Below are 23,456 nucleotides of genomic sequence, written 5' to 3'. Positions count from 1 at the left end.
CCTTTCTAGCCTTGACTGGCGTATTTTTGTTCCCGTAATGCTTTGACAAAATCTTGGATTTCTAATAGCCAGGTGCTTTCTTTCATCACTGGCGGAATCTGTAATTTGATGGTCATTTGCTCATGATCGACACCCATCGTGGCTTTTAATTTAGTGGCTTTTAATGCCTCAAACAGCTGCTCCACCGAATAATTTTTCGTGCCGACTTTACTCAAAGTAAATGACACCGTCTGTTGCTGCTTACGGATAGTTTGTAACAAGGCACGATCGCCGTTCATCTTGATCTCGCCCACCGTTAAGAGGTGCGCCACTTCAACAGGGTATTCTCCAAAACGGTCTAACAAATCATCTTGAAGTTCATCGACTGCTTCTTGGGATTCCAGCTCACGAATTCGTTTGTAGATCTCGATTTTTTGCCGTTCATCTTCAATATACGAAGTCGGCAAGTAGGCATCGATCCCCAGATCAATCTCAACGGTCGTTTTCTCTGTTTGGGTATTTTTCCCTTGCTTACGAGTGACTGCTTCCGACAGCATTTGCGAGTACATGTCAAACCCGACTGCATCGATAAAGCCGTGCTGTTGCGCCCCCAATAGATTTCCCGCTCCCCGAATCGAAAGATCGCGCATCGCGATTTTGAATCCTGAACCTAACTCCGTAAAGTCCTTAATGGCTTGTAGTCGTTTTTCACTGACTTCGTTCAACACTTTTTGCTGTTCATACATGAAATACGCATAGGCGACTCGATTGCTCCGTCCGACACGGCCGCGCAGCTGATACAACGTCGAAAGCCCCATGTAATCGGCATTTTCTACAAACAACGTATTGGCATTGGGAATATCCACACCGGTTTCAATGATCGTCGTTGTCACCAACACATCGTATTGGCCTTCAATAAAGTCAAACAACGTATTTTCCAATTGGATCTCGGTCATTTGCCCGTGGGCATAAGCGATTCGTGCATCAGGCACTAACGCCTGCAGTTCTTCGACTTTTCGCTCGATCGTATCGACACGATTATAGAGATAAAACACTTGCCCTCCCCGGGCCATCTCCCGTTGGATCGCTTCTCGCACCGCTCCTGGATTCATCTCCATCACATAGGTTTGGATCGGGTAACGATTTTCCGGTGGTGTTTCGATCACAGATAGGTCCCGCACCCCCAGCATCGACATATGCAATGTTCGTGGGATCGGCGTTGCTGTCAACGTCAACACATCGACTTGCGAACGCAGTTGTTTCAAGCGCTCTTTGTGTTTGACCCCAAAACGTTGTTCTTCATCGATCACCAACAAGCCCAAATCGGCAAACTCAACATCTTTTGACAATAATCGGTGGGTCCCCACCAAAATATCGACTTGCCCTTTGCGCACTTGCTCGATCGTTTCATTCTGCTGTTTTTTCGTCCGAAAACGACTCATCACCCCAACATTGACGGGGAACCCTTCAAAACGATCGACCATCGTTTCATAGTGCTGCTGCGCCAAGATCGTTGTCGGCACTAAGAAAGCCACTTGTTTGCTTTCTTTGATTGCTTTAAAAGCAGCCCGCAGCGCCACTTCTGTTTTCCCAAAACCGACATCTCCGACTAACAAGCGGTCCATCGGTTTTTCTTTTTCCATATCCCGCTTGATCTCTGCCGTACTGCGCAGTTGATCATCGGTTTCCGAATACGGAAAAGCATCTTCAAATTCTTTTTGATAGGCATCGTCTGGTTGAAAGGCATAACCTTTTTCTGATTCGCGTTTGGCATACAATAAAATCAAATCATCCGCGATGTCTTCAATTTTAGCCGTCACTTTGCGCTTGGTCTTCGCCCACTCGCTGCCACCTAATTTATTGATTTTCGGTGTTTTCGATTCGGAAGCCACATATTTTTGAATCAAATTCAGTTGGGTGACTGGAATAAAGAGCTTGTCTTCGTTTTGGTACAAGATCGTCATGTAATCTTGGTGGACGCCATCGACTTCTAAGGTTTCCATGCCGATGTACTTCCCGATCCCATGATTCGCATGGACGACATAGTCGCCCGCTTTTAACTCATTGTAGCTTTTGAGCCGTTCCGCATTGGTGACATTTTGCCGGCGGGCTCTTTTTTTGTTCATCTTTTGGAAAATTTCTTTTTCCGTAACCACCACTAGCTTGTCTTGCGGCATTTCAAAGCCGCTTTGCAAACGTTCCACCACGATTTGGGTGCGTCCCGTAAACAGGCGGTCTTGTTGCGTCTGCACGGCATAGATATCATGATCTCGCAGATCTTGCTCTAACTTCTTGGCCCGTTCTTGGTCACTGACCAGGAAAATCACCGTCTGCTGCTGCTTCTCCCAGCGATCGATCTCAACTTTCAAGAGACCCATTTGGCTGAAAAACTGCTGCATCGGCCGGTATTGGAATTGATGGATCGCTTGGAAGCGAATGTTCCCCATTCCTTTTTGGAATAAAGAAAAGAAGCTGGTCACAAAGGTTTCTTTTTGTAGTAGCTGATGGACATCGATCCCGAATTGCTGTTCAGAAAAGACCCGCAGTTCCGCTAATTTTTGGGTATGCCACTCCGCTTCTTCCCGTTCGATCTCACGATTGGTCTCCATGATCCGGGCATAATCATCGATCATTAAAAAGGCATCCTCAGAAAAATAATCTAAGACACTTGTTTGCTGACGATACAGCAAATCCGTGTAATAACGGGCACTTTCACCAGGAATCCCCGCTTGCCACTGGGAGGCCAATTGGCCGAAATAGTCTTCTAAAAAGGCACGATCGGTTGCTTCTTTGGTGACTGCCAACCGCTTGTTCAATAATTCTTGCAACTGCTTTTGCCCCGCAGCTAAATCTTCCGCTGAGAAAACTAATTCAGTAGTGGGTAAAATAGCCACTTGTTGCAGCGTTTCCACTGAGCGTTGCGTTTCCACGTTGAAAGAACGCATCGAGTCGATTTCCACATCGAACAACTCGATCCGTACGGGGTATTCGGCATTTAATGGGTATATATCGAGGATGCTTCCACGAATACTGAATTCGCCGGGTTTGCCAATCATTGACTGCCGTTCGTAACCCATCAAGATCAATTGTTGCGGCAAACACTCTAAATCGATCTCATCGCCGATCTGCCATTGGAATTGGTTGGCTAACCAGGTTTTCTTTTCAGGTAAATACTTTCGCAAAGCCGCCACCGGCAACACATAGATCCCGGTTTTCCCTTGCGAAACAGCATTCAGCGCGGCCACTCGTTCTTCTCGTGCTTCTGGTGAAGAAAAAGCCATTTCGGCTGACAACACTTCATCCACTGGAAAAACATAGACATCTTCCGTCACATTACGCAGATCTTCGGCTAGTTGATTTGTATAATAGAGATTTGGTGTCACCACGATCACTTGCTTTTGAAATGCCTGATACACACCGGTGATCGCTAATGTTTTTGCCGATCCAGCTAGACCGGTCAATAATTGCCGGGGGGCCTGTTCACGTAAACCTGTATGCCAAGCCGCCACTGTCGGCACTTTATTTATTAATTCAATTAAATCCATCTCGGCCCTCCTTAGTTAAATCGATTCATTGTGGCAAGAAAGTCGCCGTTGGTCAAGTAATCACTACTTGCCTCGACCGCTTTATCAATACTTTGTAAAACGATCGGCAGATCGTCTTTTGCAAAAGGACTCAGCACATGATTGACCACGGTTTGTCCCGGACGCGGCCGATCGATCCCAATTTTGATACGGTCAAAGACTGTCGAATCCAAGTGAGCGATCAAACTCTTGATCCCATTGTGGCCACCTGCACTGCCTTTTTGGCGCAAGCGGATTTTCCCTAATGCTAAATCAAGGTCATCATAGACCACCACTAATTCTTCTTGGTAGATGCCAAAATAGGTCATCAACGGACCTACCGCACGACCCGATTCATTCATGAAGGTTTGCGGTTTGACCAAAAGAATTTTTTCACCCTTCAAGAAAAACTCTGCCACCTCTGCTTCAAAAGCCGACTTTTTAAAGGTTGCTTGGTACTTTTGTGCCAACGCATCCACTACCATAAAGCCAACATTATGTTTGGTTTTTTCATATTTTTTGCCGGGATTTCCCAAGCCTACAATCATTTTCATTTTTTAGTTACGCTCCATTATTTCTAGTTTCAAGCTGATTCTTCATCTATTTTATCGGTTTTCTTATCCAAACACAAAATACTGGGCACACAAATGCGCCCAGTTCTTTTGCTTAGGTAATTATAACACGAAATGGACTGTTATGGTGGCGTCCTCTTGCTCAGTTTTTATCTTTCTTAACGAATCTTAATAAAACGTTGGTATATCTTCTTTTTGACGTAATAACAAAGAAAGCATTTACAACTGAAACAGTGATATTTTGTGTAATATTGTTGTGCAAATCACATGACAAATATACTTGAAAATGGTAGGATGATAGCGAGTAAAACAATTATGCGGAAGGAATGATACACAGATGACTGCAAAAACGAACAAAAAAGATCACCAAAAGGTAATTCTTGTTGGAGACGGTGCGGTTGGTTCTAGTTACGCGTTTGCGCTGGTGACCCAAAACATTGCGCAAGAAGTCGGAATCATTGATATAAATACAGCAAAAACAGAAGGCGACGCAATTGACTTGTCCCATGCTTTGGCCTTTACTTCCCCTAAAAAAATCTATGCCGCTTCTTATGAAGATGCACATGATGCTGATTTAGTCGTTATTACTGCTGGTGCGCCTCAAAAACCAGGCGAAACCCGTTTAGATTTGGTTCATAAAAACTTGAAAATCAACCGGGAAGTAGTTACCCAAATCGTTGATTCAGGCTTTAACGGAATTTTCTTAGTTGCAGCAAACCCAGTCGATATTTTGACTTATTCTACTTGGAAATTCTCAGGCTTCCCGAAAGAACGCGTTATCGGTTCAGGTACCTCATTAGACTCTGCCCGTTTCCGTCAAGCATTGGCTGAATTGGTCGATGTCGATGCCCGTAACGTCCATGCCTATATCTTAGGGGAACACGGCGATTCAGAATTCCCTGTTTGGTCTCATGCCAACGTAGCTGGCCTACAAATCTATGAATGGGTCAAAAATAACCCAGACATCGATGAAGAAGCCATGGTCAACATTTTCTTCAGCGTTCGTGATGCAGCCTACACCATCATCGAGAAAAAAGGTGCGACTTTCTATGGGATCGCAGTAGCTTTAGCACGGATCACTCGTGCGATCTTAGACGATGAAAATGCTGTCTTACCACTATCTGTGTATATGAATGGCGAATATGGTTTAAACGACTTGTACATCGGTGCGCCTGCAGTCATCAACGCCCAAGGGATCCAAAAAGTGATTGAGATCCCATTGACGGATGGGGAAAAAGACCGGATGGCCGCTTCTGCAAAACAATTAAAAGATATTCTTGATGAAGCTTTTGCAAAACTAGATGCAGAAGACAATCAATAATTTCTTTCACTTCGTTTAGCTAATCAACCATGCAACTGAACGAACCTTACAGCTTACTCTTTTTCAGAACAATTTGATCAAGATGACCTGCTGCCGGTTCGTTCAGTTTTTTTATGCAATGAAATGCTTTTCTACAGCTTAGCTAAAGATAGTTTAAGAATTTTCTATTTTTCATGGAAGTTTCATTTGCCATATTCGCTTTCCTGGGGGAATATGGTATGATTTAAGCGTTATTATCTATTATGCCATTAGAAAAAAGGAGTAGTTGAATGACTCGTTCAAACAAACATACTGACGCCAAGAACAATACCAAGAAAATTGTTCTGATCGTTGTGGCTGCTTTATTAGTAGTGATCGCTGGCGGCTATACCTACCGAAGTACATATTATGCAAACCGTTTTTTACCAAAGACTGAAATTGAGGGCATCGATATCAGCAACAAAACCGTCGCTGAGGCCAATGCTCTGCTGCATGACCGCTATTCGCAAGAAGATTTCACCATCAAAGAAGGCGATAGCGAATGGAAGACAATCAACCTTGCTCAATTTGGTTTACAGACGGATTTCACCGATGAGCTACAATCGTTAAAAGATGAACAGAACCAGTGGAGTTGGGGAATGGCTTACGTTTCTGCTACAGAAGAAAAAACACTGGATAATCTCTCGGTAGATCAAGATACGCTAAACAGCGAAACAGACACGATTCAAAAGGAACTAGAAACTTTAAATGAGGATCGCACCAAGTCTGCCGATGCAACATTGAAAAAAGGCGAAGACGGTTTTTCTATCAAACCAGAAGTTGACGGCGATGCCATTGATGTGGACAAAGCAGTGGCTGACTTACAAGAAGCCATCGTCAGCGGCGAAAAGGAACTAAATCTCGGCGATTACATCACAAAACCAAGTGTGACCGCTGATGATCCTGATCTAACCAAAGAAATGGATTCGTTGAATAAAATCGCCAAAGTAACCGGCAATTATACGATCAACGGAAACACGTTTCAAATTCCAAGAGAATCGATCATGGATTGGCTCTCTTACAAAGATGGCAACACCACGATCGACGAAGACAAAGTAAGAAGCTATGTCGCTTCGATCGGTGAGCAATACAACACCAGCACCAATTCTTCGACCTTCAAGAGTACCAAACAAGGCGAAGTAACAGTTCCAGCCGGCACCCTCAGCTGGACGATCCAAACCGATGCGGAAACAGAAGCATTGATCGAGGCATTAAAAGCCGGCGAAGACTTCACCCGCACACCGATTGCTCAAGGAAGCACCGATGCTGGCAGCCCGTTATTTGGCAACACGTATATTGAAGTTGATTTGAAAAACCAACACATGTGGTATTACAAAGATGGCGAGCTGGTGCTAGATACGAAAATTATCTCTGGGAAACCAGCTACACCAACGCCAACTGGTGTCTTCTATGTCTGGAACAAAGAAGAAGATGCAACCTTGACCGGTGAAGATTATGCGTCCCCTGTTGATTACTGGATGCCGATTGATTGGACGGGTGTCGGAATCCATGATTCTGATTGGCAAACGGAATACGGTGGTGATCTTTGGAAAACCCGCGGCTCTCACGGCTGTATCAATACTCCGCCAGGCGTCATGAAAGAATTGTACAGCCAAGCCGAAGTCGGGACACCCGTGATCGTGATTTAACCGAAAAAAGATTCAGACCTTTTTATAGATGAACCAAAAGCTGCAAAAGAAAATTCTTTTGCGGCTTTTTTTGTTATTTCCCCCATGTTCCTATTTACAAAGCATCATTTAATTAATATACTTAATTAACTATATTAATTAATAAGGAGAATCATTTTGGAAAAAGTCGTCTTCATCGATCGTTCTACTTTGGCTGGAAGTTTGATTAAAATTTTTGCCCGCAACATCCAAATGCTTTCTGAGGATCAAATCAGCGTGACGGTTCTGACACCGGAACGACTAGCAAGTTATCGTTTTTCGCAAGAAAAAATCGTTTTGGTCGACCCTTTGCTTTCTTTAACAGATCCAATGATCCAACAAGCTATCCCACCGCGCATCAAACGCCTGTCGTTTCCTGTCAATCATTACAGCGGCATGAATACTGAAGGCATTCTAGAATTGATCCAACAAGCATAACCTAAAAAGGCCGACGGAAACCAATGGTTTCTGCCGGCCTTTTCTCATGCCACTTGCCCTTTGCTAGACCATCGCTTCTTCTTGTTCTAACAAAGTAACTTGCTCTCCTTTGTCTTGCAGCGCGGCGACGTGCATCGTCCCCCACTGGCAAAGGGTATCCAATAAGCCGCCTAACGTTTCTCCATATTCACTCAAGGAATACTCAACTTTGGGTGGTACTTGATTATAGGACTTGCGGGTAACGATATCAGACTCTTCTAATTCCCGCAATTGCTGCGTCAACATTTTTTGACTGATGCCAGGAATTTTCCGCCGTAAATCACTAGGACGCAATGCCCCATGGCGTAAATTACAAAGAATGATTGGTTTCCATTTCCCGCCGATGACATCCATTGTTGCTTCTACACCTATATTATAAATTTTTTCTTCCATTTTTTTCACCTCATCATGTTTGCTAACATACAAAAGTTACCAAAAGGTGTGTATCAAACAAAAAAGTACGTACTATACAACCTTACCTCCTCATTATATGATGATTACAGAAAAAAATAAAGGAGATGTTTTTATGATCGAAAAATTATCGGATACCGTTACACTGAACAATGGCAGTAAAATCCCCGGTTTGGGGTTAGGTGTCTTTCAAATCCCTGAAACTGAAACAGCAGAGGTCGTGAAACAGGCCATTATCAATGGGTATCGCCTGATTGATACGGCGGCTATTTACGGCAACGAAACAGGAACAGGGGAAGGAATCAAACAAGGCTTACAAGAAACGGGGTTGTCTCGTGAAGAACTCTTTGTCACTTCCAAACTTTGGAACGATCATTTAACTTATGATGAAACGATCCACGCCTTCAATGAAAGTTTGGCCCGCTTAAACCTCGAGTATCTCGACTTGTACTTGATCCATTGGCCGGGAAATCAAGCATTTCAAGAGTCATGGCGCGCATTGGAAGACTTGTATGCCGCAGGAAAAATAAAAGCAATCGGGGTCAGCAACTTCCAGATTCATCACATGGAGCAATTATTGGCCGTTGCTAAGGTCGTTCCTGTCGTCAATCAGATCGAACTGCATCCCAAACTGACGCAGCAAGACCTGCGGGACTTTTGTGCTGAAAAGGGGATTGCGATCCAAGCCTGGTCACCTTTGATGCAAGGTAAACTGCTGAAAGATGACACCGTCTTGGCGATCGCCGATACACAGCAAAAATCAGCGGCACAAGTGCTTTTACGCTGGGCTATCCAACAAGGAATCTTAGTCAACGTCAAATCGACACACCCTGAGCGAATGATCGCCAATGCAGCGATTTTTGATTTCCGTTTATCAGAAGAGGAAATGGCCCGCTTGAACGCATTAAATGAAGACCTGAGAGTGGGTCCAGATCCAGACACATTCGATTTTCATTAACCAAACGATATACTAAACAAAACCTTAGGAGGAAGTAGAATGACAAACACAAACACAGGATTTTCAATGGTGAACCACGTGGGAATCACCGTCAGCAATCTCGAACGTTCCATCCAATTTTATGAAGCATTAACTGGAAAGAAAATCGCCAATCAAGATACGATCGGTGGCAAACGAATGGCGCAAACGCAAGGTTTAGAGGATACATTGATCAAATACGCCAATCTTCATTTAGACAATCTCAACATCGACCTTTTAGAATACGTCGAACCAAAATCCAACAAAGCTAACTATTCCAATGAGCAAATCAGTGCCATGCATCTTTGTTTTGAAGTCGAAAATATTGATGAAGCCGTTGCTCGTCTAAAAGCCATCGGGGTTGAACCTGACGGTACCCCAATCGTTTTTGAAGAACAAGATGGTTTAAAAAGCGGGTTCGGAACAGGTGTTGCCTACTTTACAGATCCAGACGGTACCAATCTTGAACTGATTGCACCAAAAGGACCATTTCAACGCGGATAATTGAAAAAGGGATGGCGACTTATAGCGCCCTCCCTTTTTATTTACGCAAAACTATCTATTTTTTCAATAGTTCCCCTTCATAGAACCCTTTACAGCGAGTACAATAAATAGATAATCCTCTTTATTCGCTGATTTTCCCAACAAACCTCGCTTGAAAGGAAGTGATCTCGATCGATATTGGCCTTTTGTTGTTGATTTTTACGGGGATTTTTTTCATCGTCTTCCGGTTCTTTTACCGAGAAGAACCCAATTATATCTTCGGCTTTCGCACCAAGCGCAGTACAGCCAGTGTCAGCAATTGGCGTTTTTCCCAGCAGTGGTTCTCCCTGTTGGCGATGCTCTTTCTAGGTGGGGTCATTTTGCTGCAGCGCAACGAGCTGATGGAAGAGAAATTTTACCAGCTAGCCGTCCTTGGCAGCTACCTTCTAGCAGCACTGCTGGTAGAAATAGCGCTTTATCTCAAAGATTCACGCGCGAGCACCAAAAAGTAAGACAAAAAAGACATTCCGGGGAATGTCTTTTTTCTATTCTTTATTTTGACTGTGGATCGTGATTCCCAACACCAGGGCTAAAATTCCTGAAACCACCCAGATGGTCCGGTGGAATAAGAAAATTCCTAGCAAGCTGCTTAAAACCGCCCCAAAAAAGAAACCGCCGATGATCAAGGAAATAGAAATGATCTTGGGTGTCACTGATTGGTCCTGCTTAAACCAGCGCAAATATAAGTAATCAGCCAGCGAACGTAAATTGCCAGTTGTCATCGTGGTGGCATAGGGCATCCCTGCCAAGCGTCGATAGGCGGCATATTGAATCGCTGCAAAAAAAGATAATCCGGAATCAACCAGGACATTGGGTAAAGAACGCGCAAAAAAGCCCAGAACCAAAATACCGATTGCTTCAAAGATCAACGCAGCATTTTGCCAAACGATCCAACCACCAGTCGGAAAATGATGCTGCAGATAATTCGTCACCACGATCCCCACTAAAAACATACAGATTGGTGGCAGATACCGAAAGGCTTGTTCAAACTGCCCCGTTGAAAGATTGATCCCTAACAAAATAACATTCCCCGACTGCATGCTCGCAAACACTTCACCGTGAAAGAGATAGGTATAGGCATCTAAAAAGCCGCCAGCCATTGCGAGAAGAACCCCCACCGGCAAACTTTCATGCACGACAAACTCGGTTTTGCCTTTGACACTACTCAAACTTTTTTCCATTGGTTTCGCCTCTTGTTTTTTATACTTTCTAACAGCTTAACGCTTAAAAACGCCGACAACTCGTTATGTTTTGCGGCGTTTAGGTGACTTTTTCGATAGCTGACAAATCAACCACCCCAAAAGAACGGCGGTCAGTGCTCCAGCTGAATCCAGCATGACATCTTGAAAAAGCGGCGTCCGTCCTCCCGTCAGCATTTGATGGTATTCATCGATCCCTGCATAGCCAGTGGCTGCCAACCAAGCAAAAAAAGCGGCTAGCCAATACGGCATACGGCGATAAACGAGCACGAAAAACAAACTGCCCCCTAGGACAAAATAGGTAAAGAAATGTGCGCCTTTACGAATGAAAAATTCCACAAAGGAGAAATAGCCTTTTTCCGCAATACTGATCTCCGAACCAGCATAGGAAAAAGAAATCTTCTCTAGCCACTCTTTCAATGGTTCATTTTTTAAGATTCGTGAAAGCAACCCGATTTGCGATTGCTGCTCATAGGTTTGTGAAGAGCTGATAAAGAGGATGACCATGACCGCAACTGCGATACAAAAGTAAAAATTCGGTTCTTTCAGTAATTTTTTCATAATTTTCACTCCTCATTTTCCTATCTTACCATTTTCATTTGGTGATGCAACTGTTTTTCAAAAAGAGCGTTCTATTGATCTTTCAGCGTTTCGATGAAAAACGATCTTCCTTTAGAGTCTCTCTTTCAAAGCGATTCCTCAAAAAACATAAAAAAGTATCTGAAACAGCTTTTCATGCCATTCAGATACTTTTCTCATTTCTCAGACCATAACCTAGAAGGAAACGAATTATTCAAACCCAACGATTCGATGAGGAACATAAGGCTCCTCGAGATATGCAATATCAGCGGGATCCAAAACAATGCCTGTCGCCTTAACTGCTGTTTCAACATGAGACATTTTCGTCGCGCCAATCACTGGTGCTGCTAGAGTTGGTTTGCTGAATAACCAAGCTAAAGAGATTTCTACTCGACTGACACCATAGCGACTAGCCAATTCTCCAACGCGGTCAATAATCAGTTGGTCTTTATCTGCGGTTTCGTCATATTTGGAGCGAGCAACCTCATCAGTCACTAATCGTTTTGATGACTCATTTTTGCTTCTGGCCAAACGACCAGAGGCTAATGGACTGTATGGTGTAAGAGCGATACCTTCTGATTCACAATAAGGAATCATTTCTCTTTCTTCTTCACGATAGATCAAGTTTAAATGATTCTGCATAGAAACGAATTTGGTCCAACCATTTTTCTCAGCAATATAATTGGCTTTTTGAAATTGGTAAGCATGCATCGCTGATGCGCCAATATAGCGAGCTTTTCCTGATTTGACCACATCATGTAAGGCTGCCATCGTTTCTTCGATCGGTGTGTTGTAATCCCATCGATGAATGATGTATAGATCAACATAGTCTGTTTGCAAACGTTTCAAGCTTTGATCTATTTGGGACATGATATGTTTCCGAGAAAGTCCACCGCCATTAGGGCCATCAAACATTTTCTGATGTACTTTTGTTGCTAGCACGATTTCATCCCGTTTAGCATAGTCTTTCAATGCTGCGCCTAGAATCTCTTCACTACGCCCGATTGAATAAACATTCGCCGTATCAAAAAAATTGATTCCCAAGTCAAGTGCCCCTTTAATGATTGGACGGCTGTCAGCTTCTTCCAAAACCCATTTGTGTATCCAATTGACTGGGTCACCGAAACTCATCGCACCTAAACAGATTTTGGAAACATCCAAACCCGTATTGCCTAATTTGGTATACTCCATTTTACTGATCACTCCCCACTATTTTCTTTGTTAGCTAAAGTTTAATTCAAACAAAAAGCGATGTCTATTGCTTAAAAAACGCCTTCCTATGCTTTTTAGGCATAGACTTTCTGGCGATTAGGTGATCACTTGATCTTTCCTAAGATAAGTGATGTATCCACTTAATAAATCGTCTGCTCAAAATTACGCAGCTAGAAACAATGCTTATCCATTTTTTAAGGGTTCAATATGGCTTTTGTGGTCACAAAAAAAACAAGGCTTGTTCCCCTTGACTTCAAGTACACTCAAACAGCTACAATAGTAAAAAAGGAGTAATGATTATGAAGCGGTTATACTTAATGCGCCACGGAGAAACTCTTTTCAACAAACTTGGCAAAGTACAAGGATGGTGTGATTCTCCCCTAACGGAGACCGGCAAAGAGCAAGCCCATAAGGCAAAATCTTACTTTGCAAGAAACCAACTAACTTTCGGCCATGCAGTAGCATCGACTCAAGAAAGGGCCTGTGACACACTAGAAATAATCTGCGGGACAACCGACTATGAGCGCCGAAAAGGATTGAAAGAAATGAATTTTGGTCTATTCGAGGGAGAAAGTACCCACTTGCAGCCGAAAGGACCAAAAGCTTACGAACATTTTTATCAATCCTTCGGCGGAGAATCTGCTGCTGAAGTTCGCCAACGAATGTTTGCCGAGCTTGTAGATATCATGACCACTACCAAAGCTGACAATACCTTAGTTGTCTCCCACAACGGTGCAATCTTTTATTTTTTCAAACACTTATTTCCAAATGAAGTCCCCCTTTACGATTGGCTAATTGCGGTTTTATGGTCTTTACTTATGAAAATGGCCACTTTTTTTATCTCGAGACCGTTGATCCTACAAGATCAGTGACCAACTGATTCAATAATACCGTCTCCTTTCAGCACTCTCCCATAATAACCAACTGCTGTCGTGACCTTCCTGCTTGACCATGTTCTACCTATAAAAAAAGTGCGTCGAACCTATCTCTGTTCGACGCACGGATTTTTTCATCATTCACTAGTCAGTAAAAATAGCTTTGTTCATCCTTATAGAGCTGACATACTTCTTTTGAAACAACTTAAGCGACACATCGCTGCCTACCTGCAAGTTTTTGCTTATTTTCAGACCTGTGGTTCATCCTTGAAGAGGCTTGTACCCATCTCATAGCCCTCGACATAATGATTTAAGCGGCGAACGACGGCTTCAGCAGCAGCTTTTGAAGGGGTAATGATCAATAGGATATCAAAACCTGCGATGGTACCGGCGATCTCTGGTAGCTCCATCTCATCTAGGTAGTTGGCGATGACATCTGCTCCATTTCCCGCAGTATGCACCACCACCATAAACTCGACTTGCGTGATCGCTTTTAAATATTCATACATAGAAAAAGCAATTTTGTCCTCCAAATTGCGCTCTTTTGATTCAAAAATCGAATAATAAGGACGACCATTTTTCGCATAGGTTTTGGCAATATTCATTTCTCGCATATCACGAGAAATCGTCGCTTGGGTTGCTGTAACGTTTTCTTGTTTTAATAAGTTCATCAATTCTTCTTGAGATTCGATACGGTGTTCCGCAAAAAGACGTTTGATGATCACTTGACGCTCTTTTTTCTTCATTTGTTCAATCAGCTCCTCTCAGATCTTTTTAAATAAGCAGAACCTCTCACTCAGTGGGGGAGCAGCAAGACAGGTTGCCTATCATAGGAAGAGCATCGAGAAGATCAAGATCAGTAGATTCGAAACCCCAATCACAAGTAACGGTTTGCGCATAAAGCGGGTCCAAGTGGAATAGTTGACCCGAGCCAGCTCCAATCCCCCCATCACGACGCCAGAAGTTGGTGTGATCAAATTCACTAATCCGCAACCAGCAGTAAAGATCATCACCATAACGTTCGGATTGAGTCCGATGCTTTGCGCCAAGGCCCCCATGATTGGGATCGATACATACGCTAGTCCGGAAGTTGATGGAATCAAGAACGATAAGAGCAAATACAAAATGTAGGCGCCAATCACGAACAGGACGGGCGATAAGCCTTCTAAAAGATGAGAAGCCCGATCCAAAATAAACAGATCCAAGTAGGTCGTCTGCATAATATAGGAAGCACCCCGTGCCACAACGATGATCAAGACCACTGATAAAATGTCTTTGACCCCATCAATAAAGTTGGTTACGATTTCTTTTTCTGAGAACCCTTGAATCAACGCGATAATGATACTGATGTAGAAGAACCACATGGCCAAATCACCAAAATACCATTCTCCGAAACTATTGCCGGTTAAAAAGGCAGTCCAACCGTCAAACACATGGATATCAAAGTCTCCCCAAGGAATCAAGGAAACCACCATGATCACAAAGGATAAGCCAAAAATCGTTAGAATCAGTCGATGTTTTTGCGTAAACACCAAGGTTTCGTTCGTGTCTTTGACAAAATGTTCTTCCATTTCTTTTTGCTCTTGCAGCGATAAGATCGTCGACCCTTTGTCAGCTTTGACTTTTTTGGCATAAGACATCACTACAAAGATACAGTATGCGGTCGTGACTAACCAAAGCATTGCCCCGACTACTAAAATCGTGCCGTTGTTTGGGGCAATATCGATGCTTCGCAAGGCATCCATCGCAACGCCGGTCGCAAAGGGATTGACGGTGGAGCCAATCACGCCAGCACCCGCACCCAGCATAACGGTTCCTGCTGCGACGATCGTATCAAAACCTGATGCCACCATCGTGATTGCTAATAAGGAATAAAAAGGAATCGTTTCTTCCGCCATTCCATAAGTGGAGCCGCCGATCGAAAACAGGATCATTAAAATCGGAATCAAAATCAACTCATTACCTTTGAGTTTTTTGACCAAATGTTGAATCCCGGCTTCCAAAGCGCCTGTTCGCGTGACGATATTCAAAAAACCACCTAAACAGAGAATAAACACACAGATCTCGATCGCATCACGAAATCCGTTAAAAGGCGCCATAAAGAAATCAGAAAACTTGGCACCTACCACTTGGCTGACCATCTCTTCTTGGCCTGCTGGTAAAGAAGGCGCAAAAGGCTGCCCTGCTAAAAGCCAGGAAGCGACCGTCAAGGCGATAATGATCAGAAATAAGATACTGAACGATGTCAGCGACTTTTTTTCTTTTTGCTTTTTTTTCATCTGTGTTCCCCCTTTATTGAATCAATCCTATTTGCTGCCAGCCATTATTTGGCAACATGAGAAAAATAATCTTGGTCATAAATAATGAGTTCTTTGTAGCGATAATAAATCTTTCTTTTATGCACGAGCGCCTTGAGCGTTTGACTGACTGTCTCTCGCGTCGTTCCACTGTACTTGGCTATATCATTGATAAAAACGGGAAAAGGGATGCGAATCTGCTCACCTTGTGTCTGCCCATGCTCGATCATCAAAAGACCAATCGTATTGACGACTCTTGTTTGCGCGCTGGAGGTGACACAATACTCGACACGGCGTCTTTGCTTTTCCAACTGCCGGCTCATTTGCTGATTGAGCCACAGCAACTGACTTGTAGACGAAACAACTAGCGGTTCAAACAGCGACATCGCTGCAAACTGCACGACAATGTCTGTTGCAGCGAATGCCGATACATCATAGTTGTCTCTTTCAAACAAGCCAATCAAAGGAAATAACTGATCAGGCCCAACAAAATCTACATAACAATAGGAATCAGTTCCGTCGGTTTTTTCGATCCGCACAAGTCCTTCTATCACGAGGAATATCCGATCTCTTACGTCGCCTTCATAAAAAAGTACCTGGCCTTTTTTGTACGTACGGCAGTAAATATGCTCTTTCAACCGCTGCTGATTTTCTTCTTCCAGCCATTGAAAGCTGTTCACTCTTGTTGATGGATCTTTTATTTGGTGGTCGATCATTTTTCTCACTCCAATGTTTTGGGTCTTGCTTTGCTGCTTCGCTTATTTCCAGGTGATCTGCGTACCAGCGTCTTCGATGTCCGCCAGCTTGTCTAAAGAAGTAATCACTGCCTGTTTTTCCGCCCCCATTTTGACAAAGTTCAAAGCGGCTTGCACTTTCGGCAACATACTACCTGGTGAAAAATGGCCTTCATCGACATAGGTTTCCAATTCAGCGGCGGTCACATGATCCAACCACTGCTCATTTTCCTTGCCAAAGTTCAAAGCGATTTTTTCTACGCCCGTTAAAATGATCAGCTGATCCGCATCGACCAAACGAGCCAATTTTTCAGAAGCAAAATCTTTATCGATCACGGCTTCAACACCCAGGCCATTGTCTAACACGGGAATGCCACCGCCTCCTGCACAAATGACGATCGTGTTTTGTTCAATCAGCGCTTTGATGCTGGCAACTTCTTGGATCGCTTGTGGTGCAGGACTGGCTACGACTTTCCGCCAACCACGACCAGCATCTTCACGATAGATGGCATCTGTTGCCGCCATGGCTTCTTTGGCAGCCGTTTCCGTTAAGAAAAGCCCGATTGGTTTTGTCGGATGGGCAAATGCTGGATCTTGGGCATCGACTGTAATTTCCGTGACCACAGTCACCACCGGCTTCGCTATTTGAGCTGCTTTCAACTGGGTTCTCAGCTCATTTTGCAACCAATAGCCAATACTGCCTTGGGTCATAGCGACACAGGTATCTAAAGGCATCGCTGGATTTTTACTAGAATCGCTCGCTTGCTGCTGCAAAACCAAATTTCCCACTTGGGGCCCATTCCCATGGGTAATGATCAAATGAACGTCTTTTTGGATCAGGGGAATTAAATACTCGACCGTCTGTTTAAGCCGTTCTTTTTGCCCTTTGGCACTGGCATCTTCTGCTAAGATGGCGTTGCCGCCAAGGGCGACAACGATCGTTGGTTTCTTTTCACTCATCTGCTCACTGCTCCTTCTTACACTCTAGGAATAAATAGATCGCCTAAGGTTACTGCCATGATCGCTTTGATTGAGTGCATCCGGTTTTCAGCCTCTTCAAATTGACGACCCCAGTGACTACGGAAAATATCGTCCGTGATCTCCATTTCAGAAATGCCGAATTTTTCTTCGATCATTTTTCCATACGTCGTATTCGTATCATGAAACGCTGGCAAGCAGTGAAGCACGATCAAGCCATCGTCTTGTTTTCCGGTAGCCATCACCATTTCGCGGTTGATCTGGTAATCTTTCAACAGCTTCACCCGCTCTTCGAACTGGTCTTCTTCCCCCATTGACACCCAAACATCGGTATACAAGACGTCTGCATCTTTAACACCTTTTTGGATATCCTCTGTTACCATCAACTGACTGCCAGATTCTTTAGCAAATTCGTTGGCATAATCTGTCACTTCTTGCGCTGGGAAAAGTTCTTTTGGTGCACAGATACGAACGTTGACCCCTAAAATCGCCCCCGTCACTAACAAACTATTTGCCATATTGTTCCGACCGTCACCCACATAAACTAGCGTAATGTTTTCCAAGGTACCGAAGTTTTCTTTGATGGTCATAAAGTCAGCGATCATTTGGGTTGGGTGCCATTCATCGGTTAAGCCATTCCAAACAGGAACACCGGAGAATTTGGCTAAATCTTCAACGACTTGTTGGCTGAACCCGCGGAACTCAATGCCATCAAACATGCTGCCTAAAACTTTTGCTGTATCTTCGACGGATTCTTTTTTGCCTAGCTGAATATCATTCGCACCTAAAAATTCTGGATGGGCACCAAGATCGATGGCAGCTGTCGTAAAGGCCGCCCGTGTCCGAGTCGATGTTTTTTCGAACAAAAGAGCAATGTTCTTGCCTTCCAAATAGCGATGAGAAATATTTTGTTTTTTCAACTGTTTCAAATAGATTGAAAAATCAATGAGGTATTCTAACTCGGCTTTCGTAAAATCTTTTTCTGCTAAAAAACTTCTTCCTTTAAATACTTGTTCCATCGATGATTCCTCCTCTGATTTAAATATCTTCTCTAACAAATGGCATGCTCATGCAACGAGGGCCGCCACGACCGCGAACCAATTCACTGCCGGAGATTTTGTGCAATTTGATGCCGGCTTCTGCTAACTTCTGATTAGTGATGGTATTGCGGTCATATACGACGACTTCGCCAGGTGCGATCGTTAAAGTATTCGAACCGTCATTCCACTGTTCCCGAGCCGCTGCAATCAAATCACTGCCGCCGCAACGAATCAATTCAACTGCATTTAGTTCTAGATAGCGACATAAAATATTTTCCAACGTGTCCTTTTCTTCTTTGATCGTCACCCCATCACCTGCTCGTGAGATTGAATAAACCGTCAGCTCTCCTTCAATTTCTGGATGAATCGTAAACTTGTCATGATCGACCATTGTAAATACCGTATCTAAATGCATGAATTTGCGCTCTTGACCAATGTCAAACGCTAGGACATATTCAAAGCTTGGCTCATTTTCGAATACTTTGCGGGCCAGCTGCTCAATCGAAGCGGCATCCGTTCGTTGCGAGATACCAATCGCCAACACATGTTTTGACAGAACCAATTCGTCGCCACCTTCGATGCGGGTTGGTTGGGCGCGATCATAAAGCATATGAGGTGGATTCTGCTGAAACATTGGATGATGAGCAAAAATATATTTGCCGTATAACGTTTCGCGCCGTCTTGTTTCTGAATACATGCGATTCAACGAAACGCCGTTTCCAATCGTCGCAAAGGGATCGCGCGTAAAATACAAATTCGGCATTGGATCGATCAGAAATGGGTATTGATCATCCACGGTCCCAGCGAGGCTCTTGGTGTTTGGCAGCTCCAGTTCATTTTTGGCTAAACCAGCCATGGTTTTGTCGATCAGTTCCCGATCATTGTCACAAGACAGAAAATAATCCGTGACTTCTTTGATGATCTCGGGACTTTGGATCGTTGTTTCCGCTAAATAATCCTTGAGAAATTGCTGTTTGATTTCTGGTGACGTGAGCGATTCAGCAGCTAAATCTTCTAGGTACAACACCTCCACATCATTTTGACGTAGGACTTCCGCAAACCGATCATGTTCTGCTCTGGCTTGTTCCAAAAAAGGGATATCATCAAATAGCAGGCGGTTCAAATGATCAGGAACCAGGTTCTCCAATTCCCGACCAGGGCGGTGAAGCATGACTTGCTTCAAGCGTCCAATCTCTGAAAAAACATGAATAGCATTTGGCATTTTTCTTCCTCCTTCTTCTGTTTACGCCTCTATGCTACCTAATTGTATACGCTTTCGTAGTGGTATATTTCGTGTTCTTTTCGCAAAGGATTTGGCATTATGCATGAAAAAGCGAATATCGCTCTTCAGACGTTTTTTTACTCGCTGTTTTTTTTCATATGTAATATTTATCCATCGTTTTTTTTCTAAGAATTTGATGAGGATGTAATAGTTTTTTTATTTTTGACGTTTTTCCGCCCTATCAATAGATCAAGGAGATATACATTCCATTTTTTGTTTTTGGTACAGTTTCATCAAAAACCCTTATTTCATAAGGATTCTGATGGTTGCGACCAAATTTCGTTATGCTATACTTAATAAGATCGAAGGAAAAGAAAGGGGTTTGATAGGAATGACCTATTCAATCAATTGGGATCTAGAAACAATCTTTCCGGGAGGCAGCGATTCTGTTCAATTAAAAGAACGCATGAGCCAACTGGAAGAACAAATTGCAAATTACCGAACAACAGTCGATGCATGGTCGCCCAACAGCGAAGACGATGCAGCAAAATTAGGAGAGTTACTTGATTTATCCGCAACTATCAGTCAAGGATTTTCACAATGTGGTAGCTTTATCAATGCCTTGCTTTCAGCCAATGTCAATGACAGCAAAGCCAAAATCCTGACGGGTGACCTCTATGCAAAATTGCCAGCACTGCAAGCAGCACAAACCGTTTTTTCAAAAAAATTGACAGAAATTTCTGAGGATGATTGGACAGCACTAGTTAAAGCAGAAAACTTAGCATCTGTCGCTTTTCGTTTAAGCGAGATTCGCCGCGACGGCAAAGAATTGTTATCCGAGGCAGAAGAAACCATCATCAACACTTTAAATTTAGATGGCTTGAATGCTTGGAGCCAACATTACGATACAATCGTTGCCTCAATCGAAATTCCTTTCCAGCAAGAAGACGGCACGACGATCAAGTTGTCAGCTGGTCAAGCCTTCAATAAAATGATGGGCGATCCTGATCCGGAAGTTCGTGCGCGTTTATTCGATACTTGGGAAAAGACGTGGGCAGAAAAAGAAGACCTCTTTGCGGATACCTTGAACCACTTAGACGGCTTCCGCCTCTCTACCTTCAAACTTCACGGTGTCACTGATTACTTGAAGGAACCATTAGAATACAATCGTCTGCAAAAAGCGACATTGGATGCTATGTGGGGCACGATCCAAAAAAACAAACAGCCGATCGTTGATTTCTTGACCCGCAAAGCCCAGCTTTTCGGCAAAGAAAAAATGGAATGGCAAGACCAAGATGCGCCAATCATTCTTGGGGACATGGAAGAAAGAACCTACACCTTTGATGAAGCAGCTGACTTTATTTTGACCAACTTCCGTAAGTTCAGTCCGAAAATGGCTGACTTTGCCCAAGTCGCTTTTGAAAAAAGCTGGATCGAAGCAGAAGATCGTCCAGGCAAACGTCCTGGCGGCTATTGCACCAGCTTGCCAGAAACCAAAGAGTCACGTATTTTCATGACCTACAGCAATTCAGTCAACGAAGTAGCGACGCTCGCCCATGAGCTCGGTCACGCGTTTCACAGCAGCGTTCTTTGGGAGCTGCCGGAATTAAATCGCAACTATGCCATGAACGTTGCCGAAACAGCAAGTACCTTTGCTGAATTGATCGTTGCGGATGCAACCCTTAAAGAAGCAACAACAAAAGAAGAAAAAATCAATCTATTGGATGCCAAAATGCAAAATGCGATCGCGATGTTCATGAACATCCACGCACGTTTTATTTTTGAAAACAGCTTCTATCAAGCTCGTCAAAAGGGCTTAGTTTCAGCGGAACAAATCACGGAAATGATGACAGCGGCGCAAAAAGAAAGCTATGCGGATGGGTTAGCGACTTATCACCCGCATTTCTGGGCAGCCAAATTGCACTTCTTTATTGACGATGTGCCGTTCTACAACTTCCCGTACACCTTTGGTTACCTCTTTAGTATGGGGATCTACGCGTATGCCAATGAAAAAGGGTCTAGCTTTGAAGAAGAATACATTGCTTTATTGCAAGATACTGCTTCAATGACCACCGAAGAATTGGCACAAAAACACCTTGGTGTTGATTTAACAAAACCAGACTTCTGGCAAGCAGGGATCGACATGGTCCTAAAAGATGTTGCCAGCTTTATGGAATTGACTGAAGACTATATCTAAAAGAAAAAACCCTCTTCCAACACGACGCTTGGAAGAGGGTTTTTCTATCAGGCATTCAATAAAGTTAAGCCAATCGTTAAGTAGCCTGCGTATAAACACCAAATCAAATAAGGAATAAACAAGTACATTGCTTTTTTGTCGATACGGGCAAAGAGGATCATACAGATAATTACTGATAACACTAACAAGACAATAATGATGGTTCCGGCCCAGTAAGCATTCCAGCCAAAGAAAACAATACTCCACAAGAAGTTTAATACTTGCTGAATCGCAAAAAAGATATAGGCATTTTTTTTAAGTGCTGGATTGACTTTGGCTACGATCAGTAGATACAACGCCGTTCCCATAAAAGCATACAAAATCGTCCAAACGATCCCAATGATCCCGCCAGGAGGGGCCAAAAAGGGTTTTTCCATTTGCGCATACGTTCCGGCAATGTCCCCTGCAAACAAACTCGAGATGATTCCTGTTGCTTCAATGCCGATCACACAGACCAGCCAAATTAAAAATTTCATGTTCTCCACTCCTTCTTTTTTTCATGACTCTCTCGTTTCATCGTACCATCGAATCGAAAAAAAGCAGAATAGAACGCTTAAAAAAAGAAACGCCCGTGTGGACGTTTCTTTCAAGGTAATTTTGATTATATTCAATGACAGCTACTTTGATTGTTCCTCTTCAAACTTCCGCCGTTCATTTTCTACATATTTGTATAACGAACCGTAGCGGCTGCGATAGCCTTTCTTCCATGGCTTCTCTTTGCCGCAAAAATGCAGCAGAACGGTATGTTCGATGACCCAATCCAAGCTCCATTCCCCTAGGCTGATTGTCTCATACGTACGGTTTTTCCGTACATCATAGTTATAGAGCTGATCAGGAATCGCCAGCACCCGATCGCCATATAACCCATTCAAAATATCTTGATCCGGCAAAAAGAGGTTCAAATGATTTTTCTCAATGAAGGCTGCGATCTCTGTTTCTTTGACCTCTTGCCGTAGCTGATGCACGTTCATCAGCAAAACGCCTGAATTATAGTAGCCTTCCGACTCATAATTGCGTAACCGAACTTTATTGATGACTGTTGTCACTTCTGTCAGTTTAGAATGGCTGGCGGCGGCATACAGAAAATCCCCTAACGTCAGCTCATACAAGGGGCGCAAATCATTGATGCACAAAATATCCGCATCTAGATACAGGATCTTTTCCACCTGCTGCGGCAAGTAATTTTGTGCCAACAATCGATAGTAGATCGACTCTGGGTAGCGGTCACTAACTGGCGCGGTTTTAAAGATCGAACCAGAACCGATGATGACGGGATGATAGGTCATCGCCAATTTTTGACAAAAGACCTCTAGCTCTGCACCTTGTCTCAATTCTTTTTCTTGTAAGACATAGACATCGAAAGATGCTGCTGTCGTATGGCGCTTGATTGAATATAACGTTGTTTTTAATTGTTCACTGAATCGATCATCAATCGCAAAAAGTAGATTCATGCTCTTGTTCACTCCTCTGTTACTGGTTGCGTGCTCGTTTTTGGAAAAATCGAACGCAGTTGCCCGCATCTTCTGCTCTTCTAGTATACCCGATTTTTAGTCATTC

Annotated in this window: 22 protein-coding genes; 8 read left to right on the top strand and 14 right to left on the bottom strand. The window is 43.4% G+C overall.

From position 1 onward, the window contains the following. Positions 1–5: 5 nt before the first annotated feature. Both mfd and pth read right to left on the bottom strand, forming a co-directional pair. Entirely contained in the window at positions 6–3,524 is a 3,519-nt protein-coding gene (gene mfd / locus IAE45_RS14680; protein ID WP_200126647.1) for a transcription-repair coupling factor, read from the bottom strand. 11 nt (positions 3,525–3,535) lie between these two features. Continuing rightward, entirely contained in the window at positions 3,536–4,096 is a 561-nt protein-coding gene (pth, locus tag IAE45_RS14675; RefSeq protein WP_015510502.1) for an aminoacyl-tRNA hydrolase, read from the bottom strand. 355 nt (positions 4,097–4,451) lie between these two features. Between pth and IAE45_RS14670 the strand changes: the two genes are divergently transcribed. The 3 genes from IAE45_RS14670 to IAE45_RS14660 all read left to right on the top strand — a co-directional run bounded on the left by IAE45_RS14670 (position 4,452) and on the right by IAE45_RS14660 (position 7,558). Further along, positions 4,452–5,435 (top strand): L-lactate dehydrogenase, encoded by a 984-nt coding sequence (locus IAE45_RS14670; RefSeq protein ID WP_005230720.1) that lies wholly within the window; start codon positions 4,452–4,454, stop codon positions 5,433–5,435. Positions 5,436–5,704: 269 nt separating this feature from the next. Then, a complete protein-coding gene (locus IAE45_RS14665) occupies positions 5,705–7,102 on the top strand; it encodes a L,D-transpeptidase family protein (RefSeq protein ID WP_200126649.1) in 1,398 nt (465 codons plus the stop codon). A 156-nt stretch (positions 7,103–7,258) separates the two neighbouring features. Beyond that, on the top strand, positions 7,259–7,558 hold the full coding sequence (locus tag IAE45_RS14660; RefSeq protein ID WP_194195615.1) for a hypothetical protein: 300 nt from the start codon (positions 7,259–7,261) through the stop codon (positions 7,556–7,558). A gap of 63 nt (positions 7,559–7,621) precedes the next feature. Here IAE45_RS14660 and IAE45_RS14655 read toward each other — a convergent pair whose 3' ends face one another. Continuing rightward, the gene (locus IAE45_RS14655) at positions 7,622–7,990 is read right to left on the bottom strand and encodes a winged helix-turn-helix transcriptional regulator (protein WP_077452389.1); all 369 of its coding nucleotides are present in this window, start codon (positions 7,988–7,990) and stop codon (positions 7,622–7,624) included. 97 nt (positions 7,991–8,087) lie between these two features. Here IAE45_RS14655 and IAE45_RS14650 point away from each other — a divergent pair, with 97 nt between their 5' ends. From IAE45_RS14650 to IAE45_RS14640, 3 genes are all read left to right on the top strand, one after another. Next, positions 8,088–8,966: an aldo/keto reductase gene (locus IAE45_RS14650; RefSeq protein WP_325123427.1), complete on the top strand. Its 879-nt coding sequence runs from the start codon at positions 8,088–8,090 to the stop codon at positions 8,964–8,966. 39 nt (positions 8,967–9,005) lie between these two features. Further along, entirely contained in the window at positions 9,006–9,488 is a 483-nt protein-coding gene (locus IAE45_RS14645; RefSeq protein ID WP_200126653.1) for a VOC family protein, read from the top strand. 161 nt (positions 9,489–9,649) lie between these two features. Then, positions 9,650–9,979: an SdpI family protein gene (locus tag IAE45_RS14640; protein WP_200126655.1), complete on the top strand. Its 330-nt coding sequence runs from the start codon at positions 9,650–9,652 to the stop codon at positions 9,977–9,979. A gap of 33 nt (positions 9,980–10,012) precedes the next feature. Here the strand turns inward: IAE45_RS14640 and IAE45_RS14635 are convergent, their stop codons facing one another. From IAE45_RS14635 to IAE45_RS14625, 3 genes are all read right to left on the bottom strand, one after another. Then, entirely contained in the window at positions 10,013–10,708 is a 696-nt protein-coding gene (locus tag IAE45_RS14635; RefSeq protein WP_081119255.1) for a YoaK family protein, read from the bottom strand. Positions 10,709–10,771: 63 nt separating this feature from the next. Then, positions 10,772–11,287, bottom strand: coding sequence for a VanZ family protein (locus tag IAE45_RS14630; protein WP_081119254.1), 516 nt, complete (start codon positions 11,285–11,287; stop codon positions 10,772–10,774). Positions 11,288–11,515: 228 nt separating this feature from the next. Then, a complete protein-coding gene (locus tag IAE45_RS14625; protein WP_200126657.1) occupies positions 11,516–12,496 on the bottom strand; it encodes an aldo/keto reductase in 981 nt (326 codons plus the stop codon). Between the two features lie 320 nt (positions 12,497–12,816). Between IAE45_RS14625 and IAE45_RS14620 the strand changes: the two genes are divergently transcribed. Then, positions 12,817–13,389 (top strand): histidine phosphatase family protein, encoded by a 573-nt coding sequence (locus IAE45_RS14620; protein ID WP_233619077.1) that lies wholly within the window; start codon positions 12,817–12,819, stop codon positions 13,387–13,389. Positions 13,390–13,640: 251 nt separating this feature from the next. On the opposite strand, the gene IAE45_RS14615 is transcribed toward IAE45_RS14620, so the two are convergent. From IAE45_RS14615 to arcA, 6 genes are all read right to left on the bottom strand, one after another. Further along, positions 13,641–14,138 (bottom strand): arginine repressor, encoded by a 498-nt coding sequence (locus IAE45_RS14615; protein ID WP_077452397.1) that lies wholly within the window; start codon positions 14,136–14,138, stop codon positions 13,641–13,643. Between the two features lie 81 nt (positions 14,139–14,219). After that, the gene (locus IAE45_RS14610; RefSeq protein WP_200126659.1) at positions 14,220–15,671 is read right to left on the bottom strand and encodes a YfcC family protein; all 1,452 of its coding nucleotides are present in this window, start codon (positions 15,669–15,671) and stop codon (positions 14,220–14,222) included. A 44-nt stretch (positions 15,672–15,715) separates the two neighbouring features. After that, a complete protein-coding gene (locus IAE45_RS14605; RefSeq protein WP_096741861.1) occupies positions 15,716–16,405 on the bottom strand; it encodes a Crp/Fnr family transcriptional regulator in 690 nt (229 codons plus the stop codon). A 42-nt stretch (positions 16,406–16,447) separates the two neighbouring features. Next, entirely contained in the window at positions 16,448–17,383 is a 936-nt protein-coding gene (gene arcC / locus IAE45_RS14600; protein ID WP_200126661.1) for a carbamate kinase, read from the bottom strand. Positions 17,384–17,400: 17 nt separating this feature from the next. Beyond that, on the bottom strand, positions 17,401–18,420 hold the full coding sequence (gene argF / locus IAE45_RS14595) for an ornithine carbamoyltransferase (RefSeq protein WP_200126663.1): 1,020 nt from the start codon (positions 18,418–18,420) through the stop codon (positions 17,401–17,403). A 19-nt stretch (positions 18,421–18,439) separates the two neighbouring features. Next, the gene (gene arcA / locus IAE45_RS14590) at positions 18,440–19,663 is read right to left on the bottom strand and encodes an arginine deiminase (RefSeq protein ID WP_200126665.1); all 1,224 of its coding nucleotides are present in this window, start codon (positions 19,661–19,663) and stop codon (positions 18,440–18,442) included. A 391-nt stretch (positions 19,664–20,054) separates the two neighbouring features. On the opposite strand from arcA, the gene IAE45_RS14585 reads away from it, so the two are divergent. After that, the gene (locus tag IAE45_RS14585) at positions 20,055–21,860 is read left to right on the top strand and encodes a M3 family oligoendopeptidase (protein ID WP_081119245.1); all 1,806 of its coding nucleotides are present in this window, start codon (positions 20,055–20,057) and stop codon (positions 21,858–21,860) included. Between the two features lie 47 nt (positions 21,861–21,907). On the opposite strand, the gene IAE45_RS14580 is transcribed toward IAE45_RS14585, so the two are convergent. Together IAE45_RS14580 and IAE45_RS14575 are read right to left on the bottom strand one after the other, a co-directional pair. Further along, the gene (locus tag IAE45_RS14580; RefSeq protein ID WP_081119244.1) at positions 21,908–22,375 is read right to left on the bottom strand and encodes a TspO/MBR family protein; all 468 of its coding nucleotides are present in this window, start codon (positions 22,373–22,375) and stop codon (positions 21,908–21,910) included. A 141-nt stretch (positions 22,376–22,516) separates the two neighbouring features. Then, on the bottom strand, positions 22,517–23,350 hold the full coding sequence (locus IAE45_RS14575) for a glycosyltransferase family 8 protein (protein ID WP_005233315.1): 834 nt from the start codon (positions 23,348–23,350) through the stop codon (positions 22,517–22,519). Positions 23,351–23,456: the final 106 nt, after the last annotated feature.

The sequence above is a fragment of the Enterococcus sp. S53 genome, from assembly GCF_016516865.1.
GTDB classification, from domain to species: Bacteria; Bacillota; Bacilli; order Lactobacillales; family Enterococcaceae; genus Enterococcus_D; species Enterococcus_D innesii.
This window is presented reverse-complemented; position numbering and strand designations above follow the sequence as displayed.

Excerpts from the sequence above, each read along its gene's own strand:
- IAE45_RS14625 (WP_200126657.1), bottom strand. The coding sequence starts at position 12,496 with ATGGAGTATACCAAATTAGGCAATACGGGTTTGGATGTTTCCAAAATC.
- mfd (WP_200126647.1), bottom strand. The coding sequence starts at position 3,524 with ATGGATTTAATTGAATTAATAAATAAAGTGCCGACAGTGGCGGCTTGG.
- IAE45_RS14635 (WP_081119255.1), bottom strand. The coding sequence starts at position 10,708 with ATGGAAAAAAGTTTGAGTAGTGTCAAAGGCAAAACCGAGTTTGTCGTG.
- pth (WP_015510502.1), bottom strand. The coding sequence starts at position 4,096 with ATGAAAATGATTGTAGGCTTGGGAAATCCCGGCAAAAAATATGAAAAA.
- IAE45_RS14665 (WP_200126649.1), top strand. The coding sequence starts at position 5,705 with ATGACTCGTTCAAACAAACATACTGACGCCAAGAACAATACCAAGAAA.
- IAE45_RS14670 (WP_005230720.1), top strand. The coding sequence starts at position 4,452 with ATGACTGCAAAAACGAACAAAAAAGATCACCAAAAGGTAATTCTTGTT.
- IAE45_RS14630 (WP_081119254.1), bottom strand. The coding sequence starts at position 11,287 with ATGAAAAAATTACTGAAAGAACCGAATTTTTACTTTTGTATCGCAGTT.
- IAE45_RS14620 (WP_233619077.1), top strand. The coding sequence starts at position 12,817 with ATGAAGCGGTTATACTTAATGCGCCACGGAGAAACTCTTTTCAACAAA.
- IAE45_RS14605 (WP_096741861.1), bottom strand. The coding sequence starts at position 16,405 with ATGATCGACCACCAAATAAAAGATCCATCAACAAGAGTGAACAGCTTT.
- arcC (WP_200126661.1), bottom strand. The coding sequence starts at position 17,383 with ATGAGTGAAAAGAAACCAACGATCGTTGTCGCCCTTGGCGGCAACGCC.
- IAE45_RS14610 (WP_200126659.1), bottom strand. The coding sequence starts at position 15,671 with ATGAAAAAAAAGCAAAAAGAAAAAAAGTCGCTGACATCGTTCAGTATC.
- IAE45_RS14615 (WP_077452397.1), bottom strand. The coding sequence starts at position 14,138 with ATGAAGAAAAAAGAGCGTCAAGTGATCATCAAACGTCTTTTTGCGGAA.
- IAE45_RS14655 (WP_077452389.1), bottom strand. The coding sequence starts at position 7,990 with ATGGAAGAAAAAATTTATAATATAGGTGTAGAAGCAACAATGGATGTC.
- IAE45_RS14575 (WP_005233315.1), bottom strand. The coding sequence starts at position 23,350 with ATGAATCTACTTTTTGCGATTGATGATCGATTCAGTGAACAATTAAAA.
- IAE45_RS14585 (WP_081119245.1), top strand. The coding sequence starts at position 20,055 with ATGACCTATTCAATCAATTGGGATCTAGAAACAATCTTTCCGGGAGGC.
- IAE45_RS14580 (WP_081119244.1), bottom strand. The coding sequence starts at position 22,375 with ATGAAATTTTTAATTTGGCTGGTCTGTGTGATCGGCATTGAAGCAACA.
- argF (WP_200126663.1), bottom strand. The coding sequence starts at position 18,420 with ATGGAACAAGTATTTAAAGGAAGAAGTTTTTTAGCAGAAAAAGATTTT.
- arcA (WP_200126665.1), bottom strand. The coding sequence starts at position 19,663 with ATGCCAAATGCTATTCATGTTTTTTCAGAGATTGGACGCTTGAAGCAA.
- IAE45_RS14650 (WP_325123427.1), top strand. The coding sequence starts at position 8,088 with ATGATGATTACAGAAAAAAATAAAGGAGATGTTTTTATGATCGAAAAA.
- IAE45_RS14645 (WP_200126653.1), top strand. The coding sequence starts at position 9,006 with ATGACAAACACAAACACAGGATTTTCAATGGTGAACCACGTGGGAATC.